The organism is Paraburkholderia sp. PAMB 6770, from assembly GCF_057748135.1.
In genome coordinates this window covers 3,835,673-3,854,843 of record NZ_CM173238.1, presented here as the reverse complement: position 1 = coordinate 3,854,843, position 19,171 = coordinate 3,835,673, and the positions used below count along the sequence as shown (strand labels likewise).

Here is a 19,171-nt window from a genome sequence, read left to right as displayed (position 1 = left end):
GTCGCGTCGACAGGCGGCCTTTTTCATATCGCGCGCGCGGCGTGCATTCAGGGCGGCGTCTCGCGATTCTGCCTGACCGGATAGGACGTCAGATTCGACAGGCCGCTGCTCTGTGCATAGTGAAACAATTCGGAGTCACGATCGAGGCCGAGTTTGCGCATCGCCGAATTCTTCTGCGTGCTGATCGTCTTGATGCTACGGCTGAGCTGCTCGGAAATTTCCTTGATCGTCAACCCCGACACGAACAGGCGCACCACCTCGAGTTCGCGCCGCGACAACACGACCTCCTCGCCGCCCCTGCTGCTCGAATTCAGGCGCAACTGGTCGAGCGCGGCCCGCACCGACGGGCTGGTGTAATCGAGCGAGCGGCTCACGTGCTGCACAGCCAGCCCGATGTGGCTCAGATCGTCCGCCTTGTTGACGATCGACGTCACGCCGAGATCGATCAGCCGCTTGAGCAGCGCGGCGTTTTCGAGCATCGTCAGCACGACGATCGGCAGGGCCGGAAAATTGCGACGCAGATAGCCGATCAGCGGCAAGCCGTCGCCGAACTGGCCCCCGGGCATCGCGAGGTCGGTCACCAGCACGTCGCATGCGACTGTCTGCAGCACATGGATCAGTTCGGTCGACTGGTGCGCACGCGCAACTACCTCGATACCGGGAAACTTGAGCAGTGCCTGCTCGGCACCAAACAAGATCACCGGGTGATCATCGGCCACGATGACCCTGATTGGATCTGGCATTGCACTCCCTTCGCTGATAACAGGCTCTCCGAACCTTTAGCTATCCAATATTTTACGGCCGTGCGGGCTTCGCGAACTTCACCGTGTCAGCGCCCCTCTTCCCGATTGTCCGAATATAGCTGATTTCCACCCGCCACGGCCCGCGCCGGAAGGCGCCAGCCGCCCGTAACAGGATGTTAAACTCGATCCGGCCCGGCAGCGCCATCACCCCATAGGCCCGTTAGGGGCAATACTGTGCGTCGCGTGTATCGCCCTCGCGCCTCTGACAGGAGAATCGGCCCATGCGCCCGAATTGCCTCGTCGTCGCACTGGCTTCGCGCCACCGCAATCTGATGCGCCATGCATTCGCGCTAGTGGGCGCGGCGCCGCTTGTCCTGGGCTGCCCGCACGCATCGGCGCAAGGGACGTTCACGCTCACCAGCGCGAGCTTTCGTGACGGGGGAACCTTCGGCACCGCGCAGGTGTATGACCAGGACGGCTGCAAAGGCCTGAACGAGTCGCCGGCGTTATCCTGGCGGAATGCGCCCGCCGGCACACGCGCCTTCGCGGTGACGATCTTCGATCCGGACGCGCCCGGGCCCGGCTGGTGGCACTGGGCCGTCGCCCGCATCCCCGCCAATGTGACACAACTGCCCGAAAATGCGAGCGCGTCGGGCTACCTCAAGCGAATCGGCGCAATCGAGGCACGCAACGACTTCGACGTCGACGGCTATGGCGGGCCCTGCCCGCCTCCGGGCAAACCGCATCGCTACGTCATCACCGTGTATGCGCTGAACAGCGTCGATCTGCGTCTCGCGCAGGGGTGGCCTGCGTTGATGTTCGATCACGAGATCGGCATCGCGAGCTTGGCGAGCGCGAAACTGGTCGTGCGCTACGGTCGCTAGCGTTCCGGCATGGACCGGGCACCGATTGCCGACCATCGCGAAATTGTGTCGTTCGCGCCCGCGCTGGGCAAAAACCGCGCGCTGCACGAAGCTCACGGTAGCGCACGGCCGACGCCGCGCGCCCACGCCACCCCTGTCTGTTCTTCCTGAGGAGAGAAGCCCATGTCGAAGATCGTCATTGTGTATCACAGCGGCTACGGCCATACGAAAAAACTCGCGGAAGCCGTGCTCGCCGGCATGCTCGACGCGGGCGCCGCCGCGAAGCTGATTGCGGTCGGCGACCTGGACGACGCCGGCTGGTCGGAACTCGATGCCGCCGATGCGATCGTCTTCGGCGCGCCGACCTACATGGGCGGCCCGTCGGCCGACTTCAAGAAATTCGCCGACGCGAGCTCGAAAGCGTGGTTCACGCAAAAGTGGAAGGACAAGATCGCCGCCGGCTTCACGAACTCCGCCACGATGAACGGCGACAAGTTCTCCACCGTGCAGTATTTCGTCACGCTCGCGATGCAGCACAGCATGGTCTGGGTGGGCACCGGCCTGATGCCGTCGAACACGAAGGCCGCCACCCGCGACGATCTGAACTACGTCGGCGGCTACACGGGGCTGCTCGCCCAGTCGCCCTCCGACGCGTCGCCCGAGGAGGCGCCTCCCGCCGGGGATCTGGCGACCGCGAGAGCATTCGGCGCACGCGTGGCCGCGGCAAGCGCACGCTGGCGCGCGGCGGGCTGACGCGCCGCGCGGCTGCCGGCGCCGCGCAGCGGCATCCGCCGCACGCGTCCCGATCGGGGGCTGCGTTCTGCTGCGCCGTGTCCTGTCGCGCCATCTCTTGCCGTTCGGTGTCCCACGGGGCCCTGCCCTGCCGCGGGTGGGCCGTCCGCCCCGGCGGCAGGCCCGCCCGCAGGTCCCGCGGCGCCGAGCCCTTCTCGGGCGCGATCTCGCTTCATCCGGCTGTCATGTCGGCGGCGCAATGTCGTCCGCGATGCGGTTTGCACACGGTTTGCACACGCACGCGGCCCATCCGGCCTTAAAATGACGCTCCGGCGCATCGCGCCGCGACTTCCCGCAAGCCAGTGAGATCGAGATGAGCACGAAAGTTTTTGTCGACGGACAGGAAGGCACGACCGGCCTGAAGATTTTCGAATACCTGTCGCAGCGCGCCGACGTGGAAATCCTGCGTATCGACGAAGCGAAGCGCAAAGACATCGACGAGCGGCGTCGTCTCATCAACGCGTCGGACGTCACGTTCCTGTGCCTGCCGGACACCGCGTCGCGCGAATCGGCGTCGCTGGTCGAAAACGGCAACACGGTGCTGATCGACGCGAGCACCGCGTTTCGCACCAGCGCCGACTGGGCATACGGCCTGCCCGAGCTGACCCGCACGCAGCGCGAGCGCGTGCGCCACGCAAAGCGTATCGCGGTGCCAGGCTGCCATGCGTCGGCCTTCGTGCTCGCGATGCGTCCGCTCGTCGAAGCCGGCCTCGTGTCGCCGGCGTTTGCCGCGCACAGCTACTCCATCACCGGCTACAGCGGTGGCGGCAAGAAGATGATTGCGGAGTACGAAGCGGGCGGCAACGCAAAGCTGGCGAGCCCGCGCGCCTATGCGCTCGGGCTTGCGCACAAGCATCTGCCGGAGATGGCCGCGCACACCGGGCTGAAGTCGGCCCCGCTGTTCACGCCGATCGTCGGCGACTTCTACAAGGGTCTGGCGGTCACGACATTCTTCTCGCCCAGCCAGCTCGCGCGAAAAGCCGCGCCGCAGGACGTCGCAGCGCTCTTCGCCGAGTACTACGCGGGCGAAGCGTTCGTGCGCGTCGCGCCGTTCGACGCTGACGAGAATCTGGACAGCGGCTTTTTCGACGTCCAGGCCAATAACGACACCAACCGCGTCGACCTGTTCGTGTTCGGCAACGAGGAACGCTTCGTCACGGTCGCGCGGCTCGACAATCTCGGCAAAGGCGCGTCGGGCGCCGCGATCCAGTGCATGAACCTCGCGGTCGGCGCCGCGGAAGACAGCGGATTGAAACGCTAGGCATGCGTCGCGGCGCGCACGCGCCAGCGCAAACACGGTCGGCCGGCTGGCAACAGCCGGCCGATTTTGCTTTAAACCCGGCACACGGGTTTTCAGGACTCGCACACACGGCCTGATCTGATTGCCGGATGAACCGGCCAATGGCGAATTGCTGTCCGCCCGCGCCGTCATTTCCCAGCGTCGTCGCGCGACAGATAACGCAGATTACCTTGGGGAAATACCCGATTCTGCTACGAACGACCGTTCGCCGATGATAACGGATTTTGCCTGCGAGCCCGATGGGCCGGCCCATGCGGTCAGATCGCGTTCCCGCCCCTCCCGTCGAAAAAAGTCTGATTGTTTAAAAAATTCGCAGATCGCTTATTCATGCGGGTGTTCCGCTTTTTACATCGTTTGAATCGACCTTTTTAGACGGTTCTTTCAATTGACAGCGAATAAGCGCACAGCGAAATTAGTCCGCACAAATAGATCAAGGGAGACAGCAGCATGTCGGATGCCATGTTTCATGGCCTGACATCGGCCTTGGCCAAGGCCGCGTTGCACGACGCATCCAGCGGTTCCGGCGGACTCTCCGCCGACGCGGATCCGAAGCGCGGCGGCATCGCAACGCTGTTTGACGGCGCCTGCCGCGGATTTGTCCCGCCGCGCGCATCGCACACCGGATACAGCGTCTCCTTCGACGACAGGACATCGCGCCGCGCACGCCGCCCCGAGCGGCACGCGCGGCCGACCGGGCCGCGCCGATGCGCGCCGCCGGCCTGTCTGCCGTTCCGGTTCACGACGAGGAAAGCCGCATCGCCATGCCGATCCCTGCCCGTGCAGGACCCGGCGGGCGGGGCTGCGCGGTAGTCGGCACCGGTCGCGCAGGCAGGCGCAAAGCGCCTGCGCCCGCGACCGGCGTCGACAGCAACGAGACGCAACAGGCGGCCGCCGAAGAGGCGGCCGCCCACGTAGAAAACATCCTGGGAGGGGTCGTATGAACTGGAAATTCGTCGCGGCACTGGTCATCGCAGCGCCGCTGCTGGGGGCATGTGGCGGAGGCGGCGGCGGCAGCAGCGGTAGCGGCAGTAGCGCCGCCACGCAGGCGGCCGCGTTGTGTCCGTCCTCGCTCGACTACAGCACCGTGTTCACCGGCGGCGGCGGCGACGGCGAACTCGTCAAGCTGCAGCTCGACACGACCAAAATGACCTGGCAGGTCACCTACGTCGAATCTCCGATCCCCGCCACGACCGGCACCGTCACGCCGACGCGCGCCGGCACGACCGCGAGCGGTACGCTGACGCAGGAAACGGAGCTGCCCACCGCCAAGCTGAACCAGTGCGCCTACCGGCTCAACGGCGCAAGTCTCAATCCGAGCGAGCCCGCGCGCATTTTCGTCGGCGAAGGCGTTGCCGGCGGAACGATTCCCGGCGCGCAGATCGAATACGGCGGCGTGCTCGGCGTCGGCGCGGTGCCGGATACGACGTTCCCGTACTACCCGTTCATCGGCTTCTCGTCGATTGAAACGAATATCGCGAACGTCGCCGGCACGTATAACCAGCTCGGCTATCACCAGGTGCCGTCGCAGAACTTCCTGCCGGTGGCGGTGAACGCGAAGATCACGATCAATGCCGACGGCACCTGGACCGAATGCGACTATACCGGCGTGCACTCGGGCACCTGCGAGCAGCCGGGCACGAACCTCGTGCAGTCGTCCGACGGCAGCGGCGCGTTCGAGACCGACAACTTCCAGGGGCAGGCGAAGCCCACGCTCGCGACCACGCCGATCGCGAAGGGCTTCATGATCGTCGGCAAGCTGCGCAATCAGCTTGTGCCGATCCTCGTGCGTACCGGCGCGGCGAACCCGTCGGCACTCGAAGCCGACGACGAGTCGGGCATCTCGATACTCGCGCCGCAAAGCACGATTGCCGTCGACTCGCAGGACGGCGAGTACATCGGCGTGGACAGCCAGTTCAACTACCGCACGACCGCCCTCGAAGGCACCGAGGCGACGCTGCTCGATCCGTTCGATGCATCCAATGCGTCGCTCGCGACCGCGCTGAACCTGAGCTTTGCGCAAAGCACCCCCGGCGTCGTCACGACAACCCAGGTCGGCGCGTCGACGGGCAGCACGCCCACCGGAATGATGATTTTCACCGGCGGCGTGTTCGGCTACCTCGATCTGACCAACGCGTCTTCGCCCTACTTCACGATCGGCGCCTTCGTCCAGTAGTGGACGCATCCGCCGCCACCATGCCACGAGGCGACCGCTCCCCGGCGCGCAACGGGAGCGGTGCGCCGGCGGGCGCGCATACCGCGGCCGTCGCGCAGCGCGAGTCGCCCGCCTCAGGAGGAACGTCATGAAAAGAATGCTTTTGTTGCTGGTGGCGATGTGCGTGTCGTTCAGCGCACAGGCCCAGCAGGCGGGCGACAACGTCGCGGTGCTCGGCTGGTTTCACGTGATGCCGCAGGACTCCAGCTCGGCGCTGACCACCGACGTCACCCCGCAGCCGATCAATACGCCGCTGCGCCTGCCGGACTCGTTCACGTCGCAGGGCACCGGCCTGTCGACCAACGGCGCGGACACGGTCGGCCTCATCTTCAGCCACTTCCTGACCGATCACATTGCGCTGACCACCGTCGCGGGCGTGCCGCCGACCTTCCAGCTGACCGGCCAGGGCACGATCAAGCCGCCTGGACCGGCGGGCGCGCTCGGGAGCCAGAACATCGGCGATCCGTCGGTGAATCCGATCGTCAAGAGCGTGCGGCAGTGGAGTCCGGCCGCGCTGCTCCAGTACTACTTCGGCGAACCGACCTCGAAATTCCGACCGTTCGTGGGCATTGGCGTGTCGTACAACTTCTTTACCGACATCCAGCTGAATCCGAATTTCGTCACGTCGACGCAGAACAACCTCGGGTCAGTGCTGGCCGCCGGTGCGGGCAAGCCCGGCACGACGCAGGTGTCCGCGAAAGCGTCGCCGTCATGGCAACCGGTATTCAATGCCGGCGCCGAGTACAACCTGACCAATCACTGGGGGATCGTCGCGTCGGTGACGTACATCCCGCTGTCGACCACGTCGTCCGTGATCGTGAAGGCGGCGGACGGCACGCAGCTCGCCGTGTCCAAGGCCGACCTGAAAGCCGACCCGATCATCTCGTTCCTCGCGGTATCGTACCGGTTCTGACGCGGCTTTGACGCAATCCTGACGCGACAGACAGCCCCGCGCGCCACAGCACGCCGGCGGGTGGCGTGCGGGCGCGACAAAAAACGGCGAAAAATGGGCAAAAAAAAAGCCCGCTCAATTGGCGGGCTGAATCCATATCAGAGGAGACATGGAGGAGACAAGACGTACTATAGCAAACAGCCTGATGCGTCGCAACATCGAAATTAGGGTTGACCCTCAAAGTCGCGCAAAAACAACAGGTGACTGCCCGAGGTTGCCAAAACCGGCAAGCGCCGCTTATTCGACGCCGCCGCGCAGCGGCGCCTAGTGCCGCACCAGCGCCATGACCGCGCCGAATCCGACAAACACGCCGCCGGTCAGCCGGTTGAACGCACGGACCACCTGACGGCTTTTCAGCGTCGCGCCGATCCGGGTGCCGAACCCCGCATACACGAGATACCAGCTCACCTCGATCACCGCGAAGGTCGCCACGAGGATGCCAAACTGCGGCAGCGTCGGACGGCTCGCGTCGATGAACTGCGGCAGCAGCGCCGCCGCGAACAGAATCGCTTTCGGGTTGCTGCTTGCCACGAGGAAACCGTTGCGAAAGAGCGCAAGCCGCGAACGCGCGGGCTTCGCCGCGAGCGTGTCGGCGCGGGTCGCGCCGGCCTCGTCGGCCGGTGCGCGCCACGCCTTGACGCCGAGATACACCAGATAGGCGGCGCCGAGCAGCCGCAGCGCGTTGAACATCGCTGGCCACGCTTCCAGAAACACGCCGAGTCCCGCGGCCGATACCGACAGCATCAATACCAGCGCCGACAGACTGCCCGCCATGGTCGCGCTCGCCCGCCGCACGCCATGTTGCGCGCCGTGCGTCATCATCAGCAGCATATTGGGGCCGGGGATGGCCGAAACGATAAAAACTGTGGCAACGAACATCCACCATGTGTGCAGTGTCATGATCGATCAGCAAAAAGCGAGTGGATCCGGGATGAGGCGTGTCGTGGGCGCGGGCTTCAGCAACCTCGGCGGCCTCAGCGGTTTCAGCGGTTTCAGCGGTTTCAGCGGTTTCAGCGGTTTCAGCGACCTCAACAGTTTCAGCGACCTCAGCAACCTCAGCGGCCGGCGCGGCGCGCCGCGACGCGCCCGAGCGCGGCAAAGTCCTTGTCGCCGTCGCCGTGCGCGATCGCTTCGAGCAGGCTGTCGCGCACGACGCTGGCCACCGGCATCGGCGTCGACACCGCGTCAGCCGCCGCCAGCGCGAGACGCACGTCCTTTAGCCCCAGCCGCGCCTTGAAGAGCGCCGGCTCGTAGCGTCGTTCCGCGATCATCTTGCCGTAGCCCTGGTACACCGGGCCGGGGAACGGACCGCCGGTGATCACGTCGAGAAAATCCTGCATCGCGACGCCGTGGCCGGCGAGCAGCGCCGACGCCTCGCCGAGCGTCTCGACGGCCGACGCCAGCATGAAATTGGCAGCCAGCTTCATCACGTTGGCCTGCTGCGGCAGCGAGCCGATCCGCCACGTTTTCTGGCCGATTGCGTCGAGCACCGGCTGCACGCGTTCGATCGCCTCGGCCGGGCCGCCGGCGACGATCGTCAGCTTGCCGGCCGCCGCGACGTCCGGGCGGCCGAGGACCGGCGCGGCGACGTAATCGACGCCGCGCGTCGCATGCTCGTGCGCGAGCGTTTCCGCCAGCGCGACCGAAATCGTCGCCATGTTCACATGGACGAGCCCGCGGTGCGCGCGGTCGAGCAGCGACGTGTCGATGACCGCGCGCACCGCGGCGTCGTCGGCCAGCATCGACACGACGGCGTCGCCCGCAAACGCGTCGGCGGGCGTCGCCACCACCACGGCCCCCGCGGCGGCCAGCGCAGCGGCGCGTTCCGCGGAACGATTCCACACGCGCACCCGGTGCCCTGCCCCCAGAATGTTTTCGACCATCCTGGCGCCCATTTCGCCAAGACCGATAAAGCCGATGTCCATCGCATGCTCCAGTCTGCGGGAAAACGGCAAGTAGACCACAGCCGCGCGACACGTGCAGGACACGCGGCGCCCGCGCCGGTGCGATACTGATCGGCATGGTCACCGCGACATTCCGCTTTTACGAAGAGCTGAACGACTTCCTTGCACGGCCGCTGCGCCGGCGCGACTTCAGCTGCGCGTGCGCGCGGGACGCCACCACGAAGCACATGATCGAAGCGCTGGGCGTGCCGCACACGGAGGTCGAGCTGATTCTCGTGAACGGCGAGTCGGCGGGCTTCGAGCGCAAGCTCAACGACGGCGACCGCGTCGCGGTCTATCCGACGTTCGAGGCGCTCGACATCCAGCCGCTGCTGCGCGTGCGCGAGCGTCCGCTGCGCGTGATCCGCTTCATCGCCGACGCCCATCTGGGCGCGCTCGCGCAATTGCTGCGGCTCGCCGGCTTCGACACGCTCTACGACAATCACTATCCCGACCCCGACATCGAGCGGCTCGCCGCCGCCGAGCACCGCGTCGTCCTCACGCGCGACCGCGAGCTGCTCAAGCGCCGCACGATCACGCACGGCTGCTATGTGCACGCGCTGAAGCCCGAAGCGCAGTTGCGCGAGATCGTCGACCGGCTCGATCTGGCGCGCAGCGCACAGCCGTTCCGGCTCTGTCTCGCCTGCAACGCGCCGTTGCGGCGCATCGGCCCGCAGGAAGCGGCCGGGCGCGTCCCGGCAGGGGTGTTCGCGCGCCACACCCGCTTCGTCACCTGCGACTGCTGCGCCCGCGTGTTCTGGGAGGGCTCGCACTGGCAACGCATGCGCGCGCTGATGGACAGCGTCATCGCCGCGCGCGCCTGAGCGGCCTGAGCGTCGTGGCTGCCGTTTTCGCACGGCGGCGCGCCCGGATCGTGCGTCGCACTGCGTACAATGCGCTCTGATTCCACTCGTCGAGGCATTCCGTATGGCCATGAAAAAAACCGACCTTGAAAAGAACAAGGCGCTGAAACTCACCCACGCGATGAAGCGCTCCGGCTCGGAGCGCTTCGGCAAAGGCTCCGAGACGGTCGCGCTGGACCGGCGCGAGCAGCGCCGTCTGGACCAGGCGCGCGGTCTCGTGCCGTTTGCCTGCAAGCTGGACGGCGAACTCGTCGAGCAATTGAAGCAGCGCGCCGCCGCGCACCCGGAGGGCATGACCGGGCTGCTCACGGAACTCCTTCAGCGCGGTCTCGCCGCGGACGCCTCCTGAGCGGCTGGCGGCTCAGACAAGATTGCGCAACAGGCTGGCGGTTTCCTGCAGCGTCGGCAGCACGCGGTGCAGCGCGGCGTTGGCCGACTCCTGACCGATCGGCATGCTGACGCTGATCGCCGCCACCACGGCCCCATGCCGGTCGCGCAGCGGCACCGCGACGCCGCGCATGCCCAGTTCGAGCTGCTGGTCGGTGACGACATAGCCGTTGCGGCGGGCTTCGGCGAGCACCGCGCGCAACTGGTCGAGGGTCGAATACGTGTGCGGCGTGAACACCTTGATCTCGTACGACGCGAGCCATTTCTCGATCGACTCCGGCGCCTGGAACGCCAGCAGGATCAGCCCCGCCGACGACAGCGGCGCCGCCGCGCGCGATCCGAGCACGAAGCCCACCGCCATCGCGCGATTCACGCCGTTGCGCGCGACATAGACCACGTCGTGCTCGTCGAGGATCGCGACCAGCGCGGTCTCCTGCACGGCAGCGGTGATGCGCTGCAAGAACGGCTGCACGGTGCGCGGCAAGCGCGCCGAATCCAGATACGACTGGCCGAGACGCAGCACGCGCGGGGCGAGCCAGAACAGCTTGCCGTCGGTGTCCACATAGCCGAGTTCGCGCAGTGTGAGCAGATAACGGCGCGCCGCCGTGCGCGACAACCCCGCACCCGACGCCACCTGGGTTGGGGTCATGCGCGGATGCGCTTCGTCGAATGCCTCGATAATCGCGAGCGCCTTGGCCGCGCCCGCAATCCAGTCCCTGTCGTCCATGCTGTCTGTCCGTCGAGCGGGGCGCGGCATCGCGCTCCTTTTGCGCGATTATCGCGCGAAAGGAGCGCCGTGACGGTACGGATGATGGACCCCGGCGGCCGCGCGGGCGGAAGACTGCCGGCTGACGTCATCGTGCGTCGCGCGCGGGATCGCCTCAAACGGCCGGCGCGCCGTGCGTCAGACGCAGGCTACACGCAGGCGCTCGGCCAACTCGGCGCGCGCAATCGTCCGGCTATCCGCGCTGGGCGGAAAGACGCACCAGCAGCCGTCGTCATGACGGAAGAAGAACAGGCCGCGCGCCGGCTCGGCCGATGCCGCTTCAACCCGGACGTAGCGCACACCGCCCGCGCGCGTGCGGCTGAACGCCGTCACACGGATCGCAGCCGCCGGCCCCGGCGCCAGCCACTTCTCGACGAGAAAGCGTAGCGAGCACTCGCTTGCGGTTTTCATCATTGCCTCCAGGCGGCCTCGGGCCGGTCGGCCTCGCACGCGTCAGCCGGATCGGCTGCGTCGGCATCATCCTGTTCGGCCGCTTCGCTCGCGGCCAGCTGGATCGCCCGCTCGGTCGCCGCCGCGCGCAATGCGCGGCAATGGGCGGAATGCCGGAGGTCCGAGAGAAGACGGACAAGCTGGCGTGTGGATCTGCGTTTCATGACACCCCCTGCGCTGCACCATGAATTTGAGAAACCACTTTAACTTTATGCCCGGACGGCGCGCCGTTGCATGCTCTTTGACGAAATAGCAACAGCGGTATCGGTCGGTCCGGTACACAACGCGTGCATCGCTTGTCCGTACTGTGCGTCGGATGGGGGCGCGCAGTCTGTGCGTTGCCGAGCCCAACCGGCTCGCACGCGATTCGCCCTCCACCGGCACCCGTGACGCGGGTTATCCACGACAGGCTCTGGACAACCTCGGGATAGCCCGGCGGACAGGCTGTGTGCGATATCTGGACAAGCCATCCGCGTGGCAAAGGCGGGAGAAAGTTATGCGCGGTTGCGGCGCGCGCTGCACATGCGCTCCGTGCGGTTATGTCGGCGCTATCGCGTTGGGGCGACAGGGGAATTCTGCGTTGTCCACAGAAACGGACGTGCTTTGTTAACTGTTACTACATATAAATATGCATATATTGAAAGGCAGGAGGAAAACTGACTCATCCGCGCAGCCGATAGGCGACTGCGCAGTTGTCGTTCAATCCTCTGAGGGGGTTACTGCGCGGCTGCCGGCGCGCTCGCGGGCTGCGCCGAGGCGGCTGGGGCGGTGGTGGATGCCGTCGCCGCAGGCGCGACCGACCAGACCGGGATCAGTGGCGGAACGTTGAGTGCTGCGGTTTCCGTCGCGGGAGCCGCAGGGCGCGACGCCGTATCGCCCGAACCTGCCGCCGCGGTCGAACTGGCCGCCGCGCCGGACATGAGCGCCGCCGCTGACGCTGACGCCGCCGCCGCCGACGACGTCTCCGGCGCAGTCGCAGTCGCGGTCGGCGCCGCGGCTGTGGCGTCCTTCTTCTGGACGGCAGCCGAGGCCATCGCCGCCGGCGCTGCCGCGCTCGCGGACGACGGATCCCGCGCGGCCCGCGGCATCAGCGGCGCGGTCTGAGCCGCCGGGGCCGCAAGGGCGCCCGGAGGCACAGTGACCGCCACCGGAACCGGCCTCGGCATACCGGGCGGCGCCGGCTCCAGCGCCGGCGTGTGAACCGGCACTGCGGCCGGCGCGGCAGGTGCGGGAACCGGGACCGCCATCGGATGCGAAACCGGCAGAGGCGTCGTCACCACGCCGCCCGACGATACCGGCATCGCCCGCACCACCGTCTGCAGATAATGATCGACAAGCCCGAAAAACTGGTCGTAGAACGTGCCCGACGGGATCGTCTCGCTCGACACCTTCACCATCGCGTCATTGTTCGACCGGATCGGCAGCGACAGCGACCCCAGCACGCTCAGGCCGACGCTTGCCGACGTGTCGCTCTTCTTCAGCGCATAGCCGTTCTGCACCGCGTTCACGTAGATGATGCTCGTGTCGCTGGTTTCCTCGCCCGGCGTGCAGACCACGTGGAAATCGACCGAGATGTGCGTATCGCCGCTCGGCTGGAAATTCTTCGTGCCGTCGACGGTATCGGGCCGCGGCAACGTCGTCAGATACCCCTGGCTCAGCAGCGCGCGGCGCGCCGCCTCGCAGGTGTCCGTTGTGCTCGCGTTGAAGCTGCGTGCGAACGGACTCGCGCCCGTATCGAACATTTCCATCTGGAACTTCGGTTGCGCGGTGCCCGAACACGCGGACAGCGCGACCATGCCGAGCAGCGAGGTCGCAAGAGCGATTGAAAAAGAGGTACGCATGATTCCGGAAGGCGAGCTGCCTGAACGTCGACTGGCAAGCATTGTAGAGCGGTTGCCGACGGGAGCGAAAAACCGGCGCAGGCCGTAACACGTTGATACAAAAAGCGTTGCGGGCGCGGGACAGCGTGCCGCCGTGACGGCGGCCGCATGCCTAAGGCGACGTCGACGCAGGAGCGCCCGGCAGGCCGGCCGAGGCGGCCGCCTGCATCGCCGCCTGTGTCGCCGCCACAGCCGTGGCCGGCACGAAGAACGATGCGCCGTTGGGCGCATCCCCGCAGCCGGCCGCGGAGGCCGACTCGTCACATGACGCCGGTTGCGCGCGGGCCTGCGCTTCGGCCTGCTGCGCGACGACGGGTTCGAAGGTTTCCACGCGCAAGCTGACCTTTTCCGCATAAGCCATCGAGCCGCCGTAGCTCTTCAGCGCGAGATCCAGATCGCCGCCGGCCGACTGCAGATAGCCGTGCAGGATTGCCGAGCCCGCTTCGATGTTCGCCGCCGGCTCGGTGAGATCCTTGACGTGGCGCAGCAGCCCGCGATGCGCGGCCGGCACGACCTGCATCAGGCCCGTGGCGCCGTGCGGGCCGCGGGCCTTGTCCCTGAAGCGCGATTCGATCGAAATGATGGCCAGCAGCAGGGCCGGCGGCAGCGAATATTTGCTCGCTGCCTGCTGGACAGCCTCGGAAATCTGCTCGGCCTTCGCTCTGGCGATGCCGAACTTATGCGTCAGATAGTCCGAAATGTGGTCACGACCGCTCTCCTCGGCTACGGCATTCTGCAGTAGCGCGAACGAGAGGATGATCAGACACAGGAGCCGGCCCATCAGCGCTCGGGATTCGGAAGGTGAAGCGCCGTATTATACCGATGCTCGAAAAACAGGCACGTTATTGTCAGATCAAATCTGCCCATAACGTGCCTTCATGCGTAATACGCGATCGCGATGCGCGTCGCCGCGCAGCAGGAAACGCCGCGCAGCCTAGCTCGGCTGCGCGGCCGCATGCAGTTGCGCGCGCTGCTCCGCCCGCTGCCTCGCGCGCTCCTTGGCCAGATGGTGGCCGACGATACACCCGCCCACCGCGCCCACCACCGCGTGGTGGCCCGCATAATGACCCGCCACGCCGCCGACGACGGCGCCCTTCAGACAGCCGGCCGCCTGCGCGGTACCGACCGTGGCGAGCGCCAGCGCGGCGCTCATGAGGACAGACTGGATTGGCTTCATCTTCATGGTTGCTGTGTGCTTCGTTGAAAAATGCGGTGGGCGCAGCCCGCGCCCGTGGAAACCCGTCATTCGACCGTGACCGATTTGGCCAGGTTGCGCGGCTTGTCGACATCCGTGCCGCGTGCGCACGCGGTGTGGTACGCGAGCAGTTGCAGCGGCACCACGTGCAGGATCGGGGACAGCAGCCCGTAGTGCTCCGGCATGCGGATCACGTGCAGGCCTTCGTCGTTGACGATGCGGCTGTCCGCGTCCGCGAACACATACAGCTGACCGCCGCGCGCGCGCACTTCCTGGATGTTCGACTTCAGCTTCTCGAGCAGCGCGTCGTTCGGCGCGACCGTGACGACCGGCATCGCCTCCGTCACGAGCGCGAGCGGGCCGTGCTTCAGCTCGCCGGCCGGATAGGCTTCCGCGTGGATATACGAGATTTCCTTCAGCTTCAGCGCCCCTTCGAGCGCGATCGGATAATGCAGCCCGCGTCCGAGGAACAGCGCATGCTCCTTGCGCGAAAACTCCTCGGACCACGCGATGATCTGCGGCTCCAGCGCGAGCACGCTGTTCAGCGCCGCGGGCAGATGACGCAACTGGCGGATGTAGTCGGCCTCGCGCGCTGCGTCCACGTGGCCGCGCAGCTTGCCGAGCGTGACCGCGAGCACGAACAGCGCGGCCAGTTGGGTGACGAACGCCTTGGTGGACGCGACGCCGATTTCGCGGCCCGCGTGCGTGAGGAACGCCAGTTCGGTCTGCCGCACCATCGCGCTGGTCGCGACGTTGCAGATCGCGAGCGTGTGCGCATGCCCGAGCCCCTGCGCATGCCTGAGCGCCGCGAGCGTGTCGGCCGTCTCGCCGGACTGCGAGATTACGACGACGAGCGCGCGCGGATTGGGCACCGACTCGCGATAGCGGTACTCGCTCGCGATCTCGACCTGCGTCGGAATCTTCGCCACCGATTCGAGCCAGTACTTGGCCGTGAGCCCCGAATAGTAGCTCGTGCCGCACGCGAGAATCAGCAGGCTGTCGATCTGCCCGAACACGGCCGGCGCGCGTTCGCCGAACAGCGCCGCATCGAAGCTGTCGCCTTGCGGAATCGTGTCCGCAATCGCGCGCGGCTGCTCGAAGATTTCCTTCTGCATGAAGTGACGATACGGCCCGAGCTCGACCGCGCCGCCGAACGCCGCGACCTGGCGCGTCTCGCGTTGCGCGGCACGGCCTTCGCGATCCGCGATGCGCACGCCTTCAAGCGTGAGTTCGCACACGTCGCCTTCTTCGAGGAAGATGAAGTTCTCGGTGCTGCCCGCCAGCGCGAGCGCATCCGAGGCGAGGAAGTTCTCGCCGTCGCCGAGCCCGACCACGAGCGGCGACCCCTGGCGCGCGCCCACCACCGTGTGCGGCTGGCTCCGGTGCAGCACGGCGATCGCATACGCGCCGTGCAGCTGCTGCACGGCCGCGCGCACCGCCGCGAACAGATCGCCCGCGTAGAGGCTGTGCACCAGATGGGCGATCACCTCGGTGTCGGTCTGCGAGACGAACACATAGCCCTTCGCGCGCAGCATCTCGCGCAGCGATTCGTAGTTTTCGATGATCCCGTTGTGTACCAGCGCAAGTTCGTTGCGCGAGAAGATCGGATGCGCGTTGTCCGTTACCGGCGCGCCGTGCGTCGCCCAGCGCGTGTGCGCGATGCCGGTTTCGCCGCCGAGGCGGCTGTCGCGCACCTGTGCGTCGAGATCGGCGACCCGCGCGACGCTGCGCGCGCGGCGCGGCTCGCCGTCCGCCAGCACGGCCACGCCGCACGAGTCGTAGCCGCGATATTCGAGGCGACGCAATCCTTCGATCAGAACGGAAACGACGTTACGCTGCGCTACCGCGCCAACAATGCCGCACATGGATTCGGATCCTTTGGAGAGTTTCGGATTCAGCTCGTCTTTTTCGTCGGGCGCACATAGCCCGGCCTGCTCGTCTGCGTCTTGTCGTTCAGCACGAGCATGTCGTCCTCGACGTCCTTCCATACCGTCGTGCCCGCCGCGATCGTCGCGCCGCGCCCGACGCGCACCGGCGCGACCAGCTGGGTATCCGAGCCGACGAACACGTCGTCTTCGATGACCGTGCGGAACTTGTTCGCACCGTCGTAGTTGCAGGTGATCGTGCCCGCGCCGATATTCACGCGCGCGCCGACGTCGGCGTCGCCGACGTAGCTCAGGTGATTCGCTTTCGAGCCGCGGCCGAGCACGGCATTTTTCACTTCGACGAAATTGCCGATGTGGGTCTCGTCCTGCAGCGTGGCGCCGGGACGCAGCCGCGCGTAGGGACCGAGCACCGCGGCCGCGCCAACGCGTGCGCCCTCGATGTGCGTGAACGCCTCGATGCGCGTGCCCGCGCCGATCGTCGCGTGGCGGATCACGCAGTGCGGCCCGACCGTCACGTTGTCCGCGAGGCTCACGTCGCCTTCGAACACGCAGTTCACGTCGATCGACACGTCGCGCCCGCAGGCGAGCGTGCCGCGCACGTCGATGCGCGCCGGGTCGGCGAGCGTCACGCCGTTCGCGAGCAGCGCATCCGCGACATTGCGCTGATGGATGCGTTCGAGCTCGGCCAGCTGATGCTTGCTGTTCACGCCGAGCGTTTCCCACTCTTCGTCCGGCTGCGAGGTGACGACTTCGAAACCCGCTTCGATCGCGTGCTCGACGACATCCGTCAGATAGAACTCGCCCTGCGCGTTGTCGTTCCTCAGCGCGGCGAGCCACATCGCAAGCTGCGCGGTCGGCGTGATGACGATGCCCGTATTGATCTCGGCGATGCGCAGCTGTTCGGGCGTGGCGTCCTTCTGCTCGACGATGCGCGTGACGCAGCCGGCCTGGTCGCGCACGATGCGGCCGTACCCGGTCGGGTCGGCGAGCGTGACCGTGAGCACGCCATAGCAGCCTTCGGCCGCGCTGTCGGCGAGCCGCTGCAGCGTGCTCGCGCGCGTGAGCGGAACGTCGCCGTACAGCACGAGCGTGGGCGCCGCCGGATCGAGCAGCGGCAGCGCCTGCTGCACCGCGTGGCCCGTGCCGAGCTGCTCCGCCTGCACCGCGAACTGCACGTCCGGCGCCGCGACCGCCGCGCGCACCGCGTCCGCGCCGTGACCGATCACCACGACGAGGCGCGTGGGTTTCAGCGAACGCGCCGTATCGAGAACGTGAGACAGGAGCGGCCGGCCGGCCAGCGGATGCAGCACCTTGGGCAATGCGGAACGCATGCGCTTGCCGGTGCCGGCAGCCAGGATCACGATATTCATGGCGTCGGCGTGAACACGAGTTTGGAGCCGGTCATTCTAGCATGCGCCCTTCGCGCGAAGCCGTTGCGGCAACGCCTGTCGCGATCGCGGCAAAGCCCCGCCGGCGCGGGGTTTGCGGCGTTTCGGCAAGGTCTGCCGGAAGGCTTTAAAGATCGTCAAACTGGACGATCGAGATGGGCTGCAAACCCGCCGGCGCCTCGCTGCGCCCGGCGTCGCTCGCGCACGGCTCCTCGTCGAATGCGATGTCGCCCTGCGGATCCGCGACGCCGCTTGCGCGCAGCGTCGCAAACGGATACAGCGCCGGGTCCATCAGGTGCGACGGCACGACATTCGAGAGCGCGCTGAACATGTTGTCCACGCGGCCCGGAAAGCGCTTGTCCCACTCGCGGATCAGCGCCTTCATTTCCGCACGCTTCAGGTTCGGCTGGCTGCCGCACAGGTTGCACGGAATAATCGGAAACGCGCGCAACTCCGCATATTTCTCCAGATCGCCTTCCTTCACGTAGGCGAGCGGGCGGATCACGATGTTCTTGCCGTCGTCGGACTGCAGCTTCGGCGGCATCCCCTTCAGCTTGCCGCCGTAGAACAGGTTCAGCAGCAGCGTCTGCAGGATGTCGTCGCGGTGGTGGCCGAGCGCGATCTTCGTCGCGCCGAGCTCGCCCGCCACCCGGTACAGGATCCCGCGACGCAGCCGCGAGCACAGCGAGCAGGTGGTCTTGCCCTCCGGCACGAGCCGCTTGACGATGCTGTACGTATCCTGATTCTCGATGTGAAACGGAATCTCCAGCCGGCTCAGGTAGTCCGGCAGCACGTGCTCGGGAAAGCCCGGCTGCTTCTGGTCGAGGTTTACCGCGACGATCCCGAAGTTGATCGGCGCGCGCTCGCGCAGCCGCATCAGGATGTCGAGCATCGCGTAGCTGTCCTTGCCGCCCGACAGGCACACCATCACCTTGTCGCCGTCCTCGATCATCGCGTAGTCGGCAATCGCCTGGCCGACCTGGCGCGCGAGCCGCTTGAACAGCTTGTTGTTCTCGTATGCCTCTTTCTGCTCGCGGCGCGACAGCGGCAGCTTGCGCGCGCGCTCGTCGGCACGATCGGCGCCGTCGGCGGGCGCGGCGTCGCGGGCGAGCGTCCCGGGTGCGTTCATCGCTCAATCCTCCCTGACGCGGAACACTTCGACGCCGACTGCGTCGCAGTCGGGATAAACGTCCGGCTTCTCGGTCGACACGCGCGCCGCGCGCACCTGCGGATGCGCGAGAAAGGTCTTCAGCAGGTCGTCGCACAGCGTTTCCTGCAGATGGATGTGGCCGCGCTCGACGCGCGCGGCGATCGTCGCGCGCATGAAGTCGTAGTCGACCACTTCGCGCAGCCGGTCCTCGACCGGCGTCGACTCGGCGAGCGGCACGAACAGCTCGACGTTGATGACGACGCGCTGCTCGCCGCGCTTTTCGAAATCGTGCACGCCGATGTTGATGTGCACTTCGTAGTTGCGCAAAAAGAGCCGCCGGCAATCGGCGAGGCGAGGATGCATCAGAGCGGCAAACATGTTCGTTCCAGTCGAAAAAAGCG

21 protein-coding genes are annotated in these 19,171 nt (G+C 66.7%); 7 read left to right on the top strand and 14 right to left on the bottom strand.

All coding sequences use genetic code 11. From position 1 onward, the window contains the following. Window positions 1-47 precede the first annotated feature (47 nt). Window positions 48-743 (bottom strand): response regulator, encoded by a 696-nt coding sequence (locus AC3AP7_RS17515; RefSeq protein ID WP_475766870.1) that lies wholly within the window; start codon window positions 741-743, stop codon window positions 48-50. Between the two features lie 281 nt (window positions 744-1,024). On the opposite strand from AC3AP7_RS17515, the gene AC3AP7_RS17510 reads away from it, so the two are divergent. The 3 genes from AC3AP7_RS17510 (at window position 1,025) to argC (ending at window position 3,659) form a co-directional block, all read left to right on the top strand. Further along, window positions 1,025-1,627 carry a YbhB/YbcL family Raf kinase inhibitor-like protein gene (locus tag AC3AP7_RS17510; protein WP_475766872.1) on the top strand — a complete coding sequence of 201 codons (603 nt, stop codon included), beginning with the start codon at window positions 1,025-1,027 and terminating at the stop codon, window positions 1,625-1,627. A gap of 162 nt (window positions 1,628-1,789) precedes the next feature. After that, window positions 1,790-2,359 (top strand): flavodoxin family protein, encoded by a 570-nt coding sequence (locus AC3AP7_RS17505; RefSeq protein ID WP_475766875.1) that lies wholly within the window; start codon window positions 1,790-1,792, stop codon window positions 2,357-2,359. 352 nt (window positions 2,360-2,711) lie between these two features. Next, window positions 2,712-3,659 (top strand): N-acetyl-gamma-glutamyl-phosphate reductase, encoded by a 948-nt coding sequence (argC, locus tag AC3AP7_RS17500; protein ID WP_475766877.1) that lies wholly within the window; start codon window positions 2,712-2,714, stop codon window positions 3,657-3,659. Between the two features lie 503 nt (window positions 3,660-4,162). Here the strand turns inward: argC and AC3AP7_RS17495 are convergent. Beyond that, entirely contained in the window at window positions 4,163-4,609 is a 447-nt protein-coding gene (locus AC3AP7_RS17495; RefSeq protein ID WP_475766879.1) for a hypothetical protein, read from the bottom strand. Window positions 4,610-4,635: 26 nt separating this feature from the next. On the opposite strand from AC3AP7_RS17495, the gene AC3AP7_RS17490 reads away from it, so the two are divergent. Beyond that, window positions 4,636-5,871: a DUF2957 domain-containing protein gene (locus AC3AP7_RS17490; RefSeq protein ID WP_475766882.1), complete on the top strand. Its 1,236-nt coding sequence runs from the start codon at window positions 4,636-4,638 to the stop codon at window positions 5,869-5,871. Window positions 5,872-5,998: 127 nt separating this feature from the next. Beyond that, window positions 5,999-6,823, top strand: coding sequence for an OmpW/AlkL family protein (locus tag AC3AP7_RS17485; protein WP_475766884.1), 825 nt, complete (start codon window positions 5,999-6,001; stop codon window positions 6,821-6,823). Between the two features lie 303 nt (window positions 6,824-7,126). Here the strand turns inward: AC3AP7_RS17485 and AC3AP7_RS17480 are convergent, their stop codons facing one another. Both AC3AP7_RS17480 and AC3AP7_RS17475 read right to left on the bottom strand, forming a co-directional pair. After that, complete coding sequence (locus AC3AP7_RS17480) at window positions 7,127-7,762, bottom strand: LysE family translocator (RefSeq protein ID WP_475766887.1); 636 nt, start codon at window positions 7,760-7,762, stop codon at window positions 7,127-7,129. Between the two features lie 155 nt (window positions 7,763-7,917). Beyond that, entirely contained in the window at window positions 7,918-8,787 is an 870-nt protein-coding gene (locus AC3AP7_RS17475; protein ID WP_475766889.1) for an NAD(P)-dependent oxidoreductase, read from the bottom strand. A 95-nt stretch (window positions 8,788-8,882) separates the two neighbouring features. Here AC3AP7_RS17475 and AC3AP7_RS17470 point away from each other — a divergent pair, with 95 nt between their 5' ends. Continuing rightward, window positions 8,883-9,629, top strand: coding sequence for a Mut7-C RNAse domain-containing protein (locus AC3AP7_RS17470; RefSeq protein WP_475766891.1), 747 nt, complete (start codon window positions 8,883-8,885; stop codon window positions 9,627-9,629). Window positions 9,630-9,732: 103 nt separating this feature from the next. Next, entirely contained in the window at window positions 9,733-10,017 is a 285-nt protein-coding gene (locus AC3AP7_RS17465) for a hypothetical protein (RefSeq protein ID WP_475766893.1), read from the top strand. Between the two features lie 12 nt (window positions 10,018-10,029). Here AC3AP7_RS17465 and AC3AP7_RS17460 read toward each other — a convergent pair whose 3' ends face one another. The 10 genes from AC3AP7_RS17460 to AC3AP7_RS17415 all read right to left on the bottom strand — a co-directional run bounded on the left by AC3AP7_RS17460 (window position 10,030) and on the right by AC3AP7_RS17415 (window position 19,148). After that, window positions 10,030-10,782 (bottom strand): IclR family transcriptional regulator domain-containing protein, encoded by a 753-nt coding sequence (locus AC3AP7_RS17460; RefSeq protein ID WP_475766895.1) that lies wholly within the window; start codon window positions 10,780-10,782, stop codon window positions 10,030-10,032. Between the two features lie 177 nt (window positions 10,783-10,959). Next, the gene (locus AC3AP7_RS17455) at window positions 10,960-11,232 is read right to left on the bottom strand and encodes a hypothetical protein (protein WP_475767874.1); all 273 of its coding nucleotides are present in this window, start codon (window positions 11,230-11,232) and stop codon (window positions 10,960-10,962) included. Further along, the gene (locus AC3AP7_RS17450; protein ID WP_475766898.1) at window positions 11,232-11,435 is read right to left on the bottom strand and encodes a hypothetical protein; all 204 of its coding nucleotides are present in this window, start codon (window positions 11,433-11,435) and stop codon (window positions 11,232-11,234) included. The genes AC3AP7_RS17455 and AC3AP7_RS17450 overlap by 1 nt, the downstream gene beginning before the upstream one ends. Window positions 11,436-11,987: 552 nt before the next feature. Further along, window positions 11,988-13,112 (bottom strand): DUF2242 domain-containing protein, encoded by a 1,125-nt coding sequence (locus AC3AP7_RS17445; protein ID WP_475766901.1) that lies wholly within the window; start codon window positions 13,110-13,112, stop codon window positions 11,988-11,990. 151 nt (window positions 13,113-13,263) lie between these two features. Then, entirely contained in the window at window positions 13,264-13,932 is a 669-nt protein-coding gene (locus AC3AP7_RS17440) for a lytic transglycosylase domain-containing protein (protein WP_475766903.1), read from the bottom strand. Between the two features lie 153 nt (window positions 13,933-14,085). Beyond that, entirely contained in the window at window positions 14,086-14,334 is a 249-nt protein-coding gene (locus AC3AP7_RS17435) for a hypothetical protein (protein WP_475766906.1), read from the bottom strand. Between the two features lie 59 nt (window positions 14,335-14,393). Further along, window positions 14,394-16,211 (bottom strand): glutamine--fructose-6-phosphate transaminase (isomerizing), encoded by a 1,818-nt coding sequence (gene glmS / locus AC3AP7_RS17430; RefSeq protein ID WP_475766909.1) that lies wholly within the window; start codon window positions 16,209-16,211, stop codon window positions 14,394-14,396. Between the two features lie 29 nt (window positions 16,212-16,240). After that, window positions 16,241-17,602, bottom strand: coding sequence for a bifunctional UDP-N-acetylglucosamine diphosphorylase/glucosamine-1-phosphate N-acetyltransferase GlmU (gene glmU / locus AC3AP7_RS17425; protein WP_475766911.1), 1,362 nt, complete (start codon window positions 17,600-17,602; stop codon window positions 16,241-16,243). Between the two features lie 145 nt (window positions 17,603-17,747). Continuing rightward, the gene (gene ttcA, locus AC3AP7_RS17420) at window positions 17,748-18,749 is read right to left on the bottom strand and encodes a tRNA 2-thiocytidine(32) synthetase TtcA (RefSeq protein ID WP_475766913.1); all 1,002 of its coding nucleotides are present in this window, start codon (window positions 18,747-18,749) and stop codon (window positions 17,748-17,750) included. Window positions 18,750-18,752: 3 nt separating this feature from the next. Beyond that, the gene (locus AC3AP7_RS17415) at window positions 18,753-19,148 is read right to left on the bottom strand and encodes a dihydroneopterin aldolase (RefSeq protein ID WP_475766916.1); all 396 of its coding nucleotides are present in this window, start codon (window positions 19,146-19,148) and stop codon (window positions 18,753-18,755) included. Window positions 19,149-19,171 lie beyond the last annotated feature (23 nt).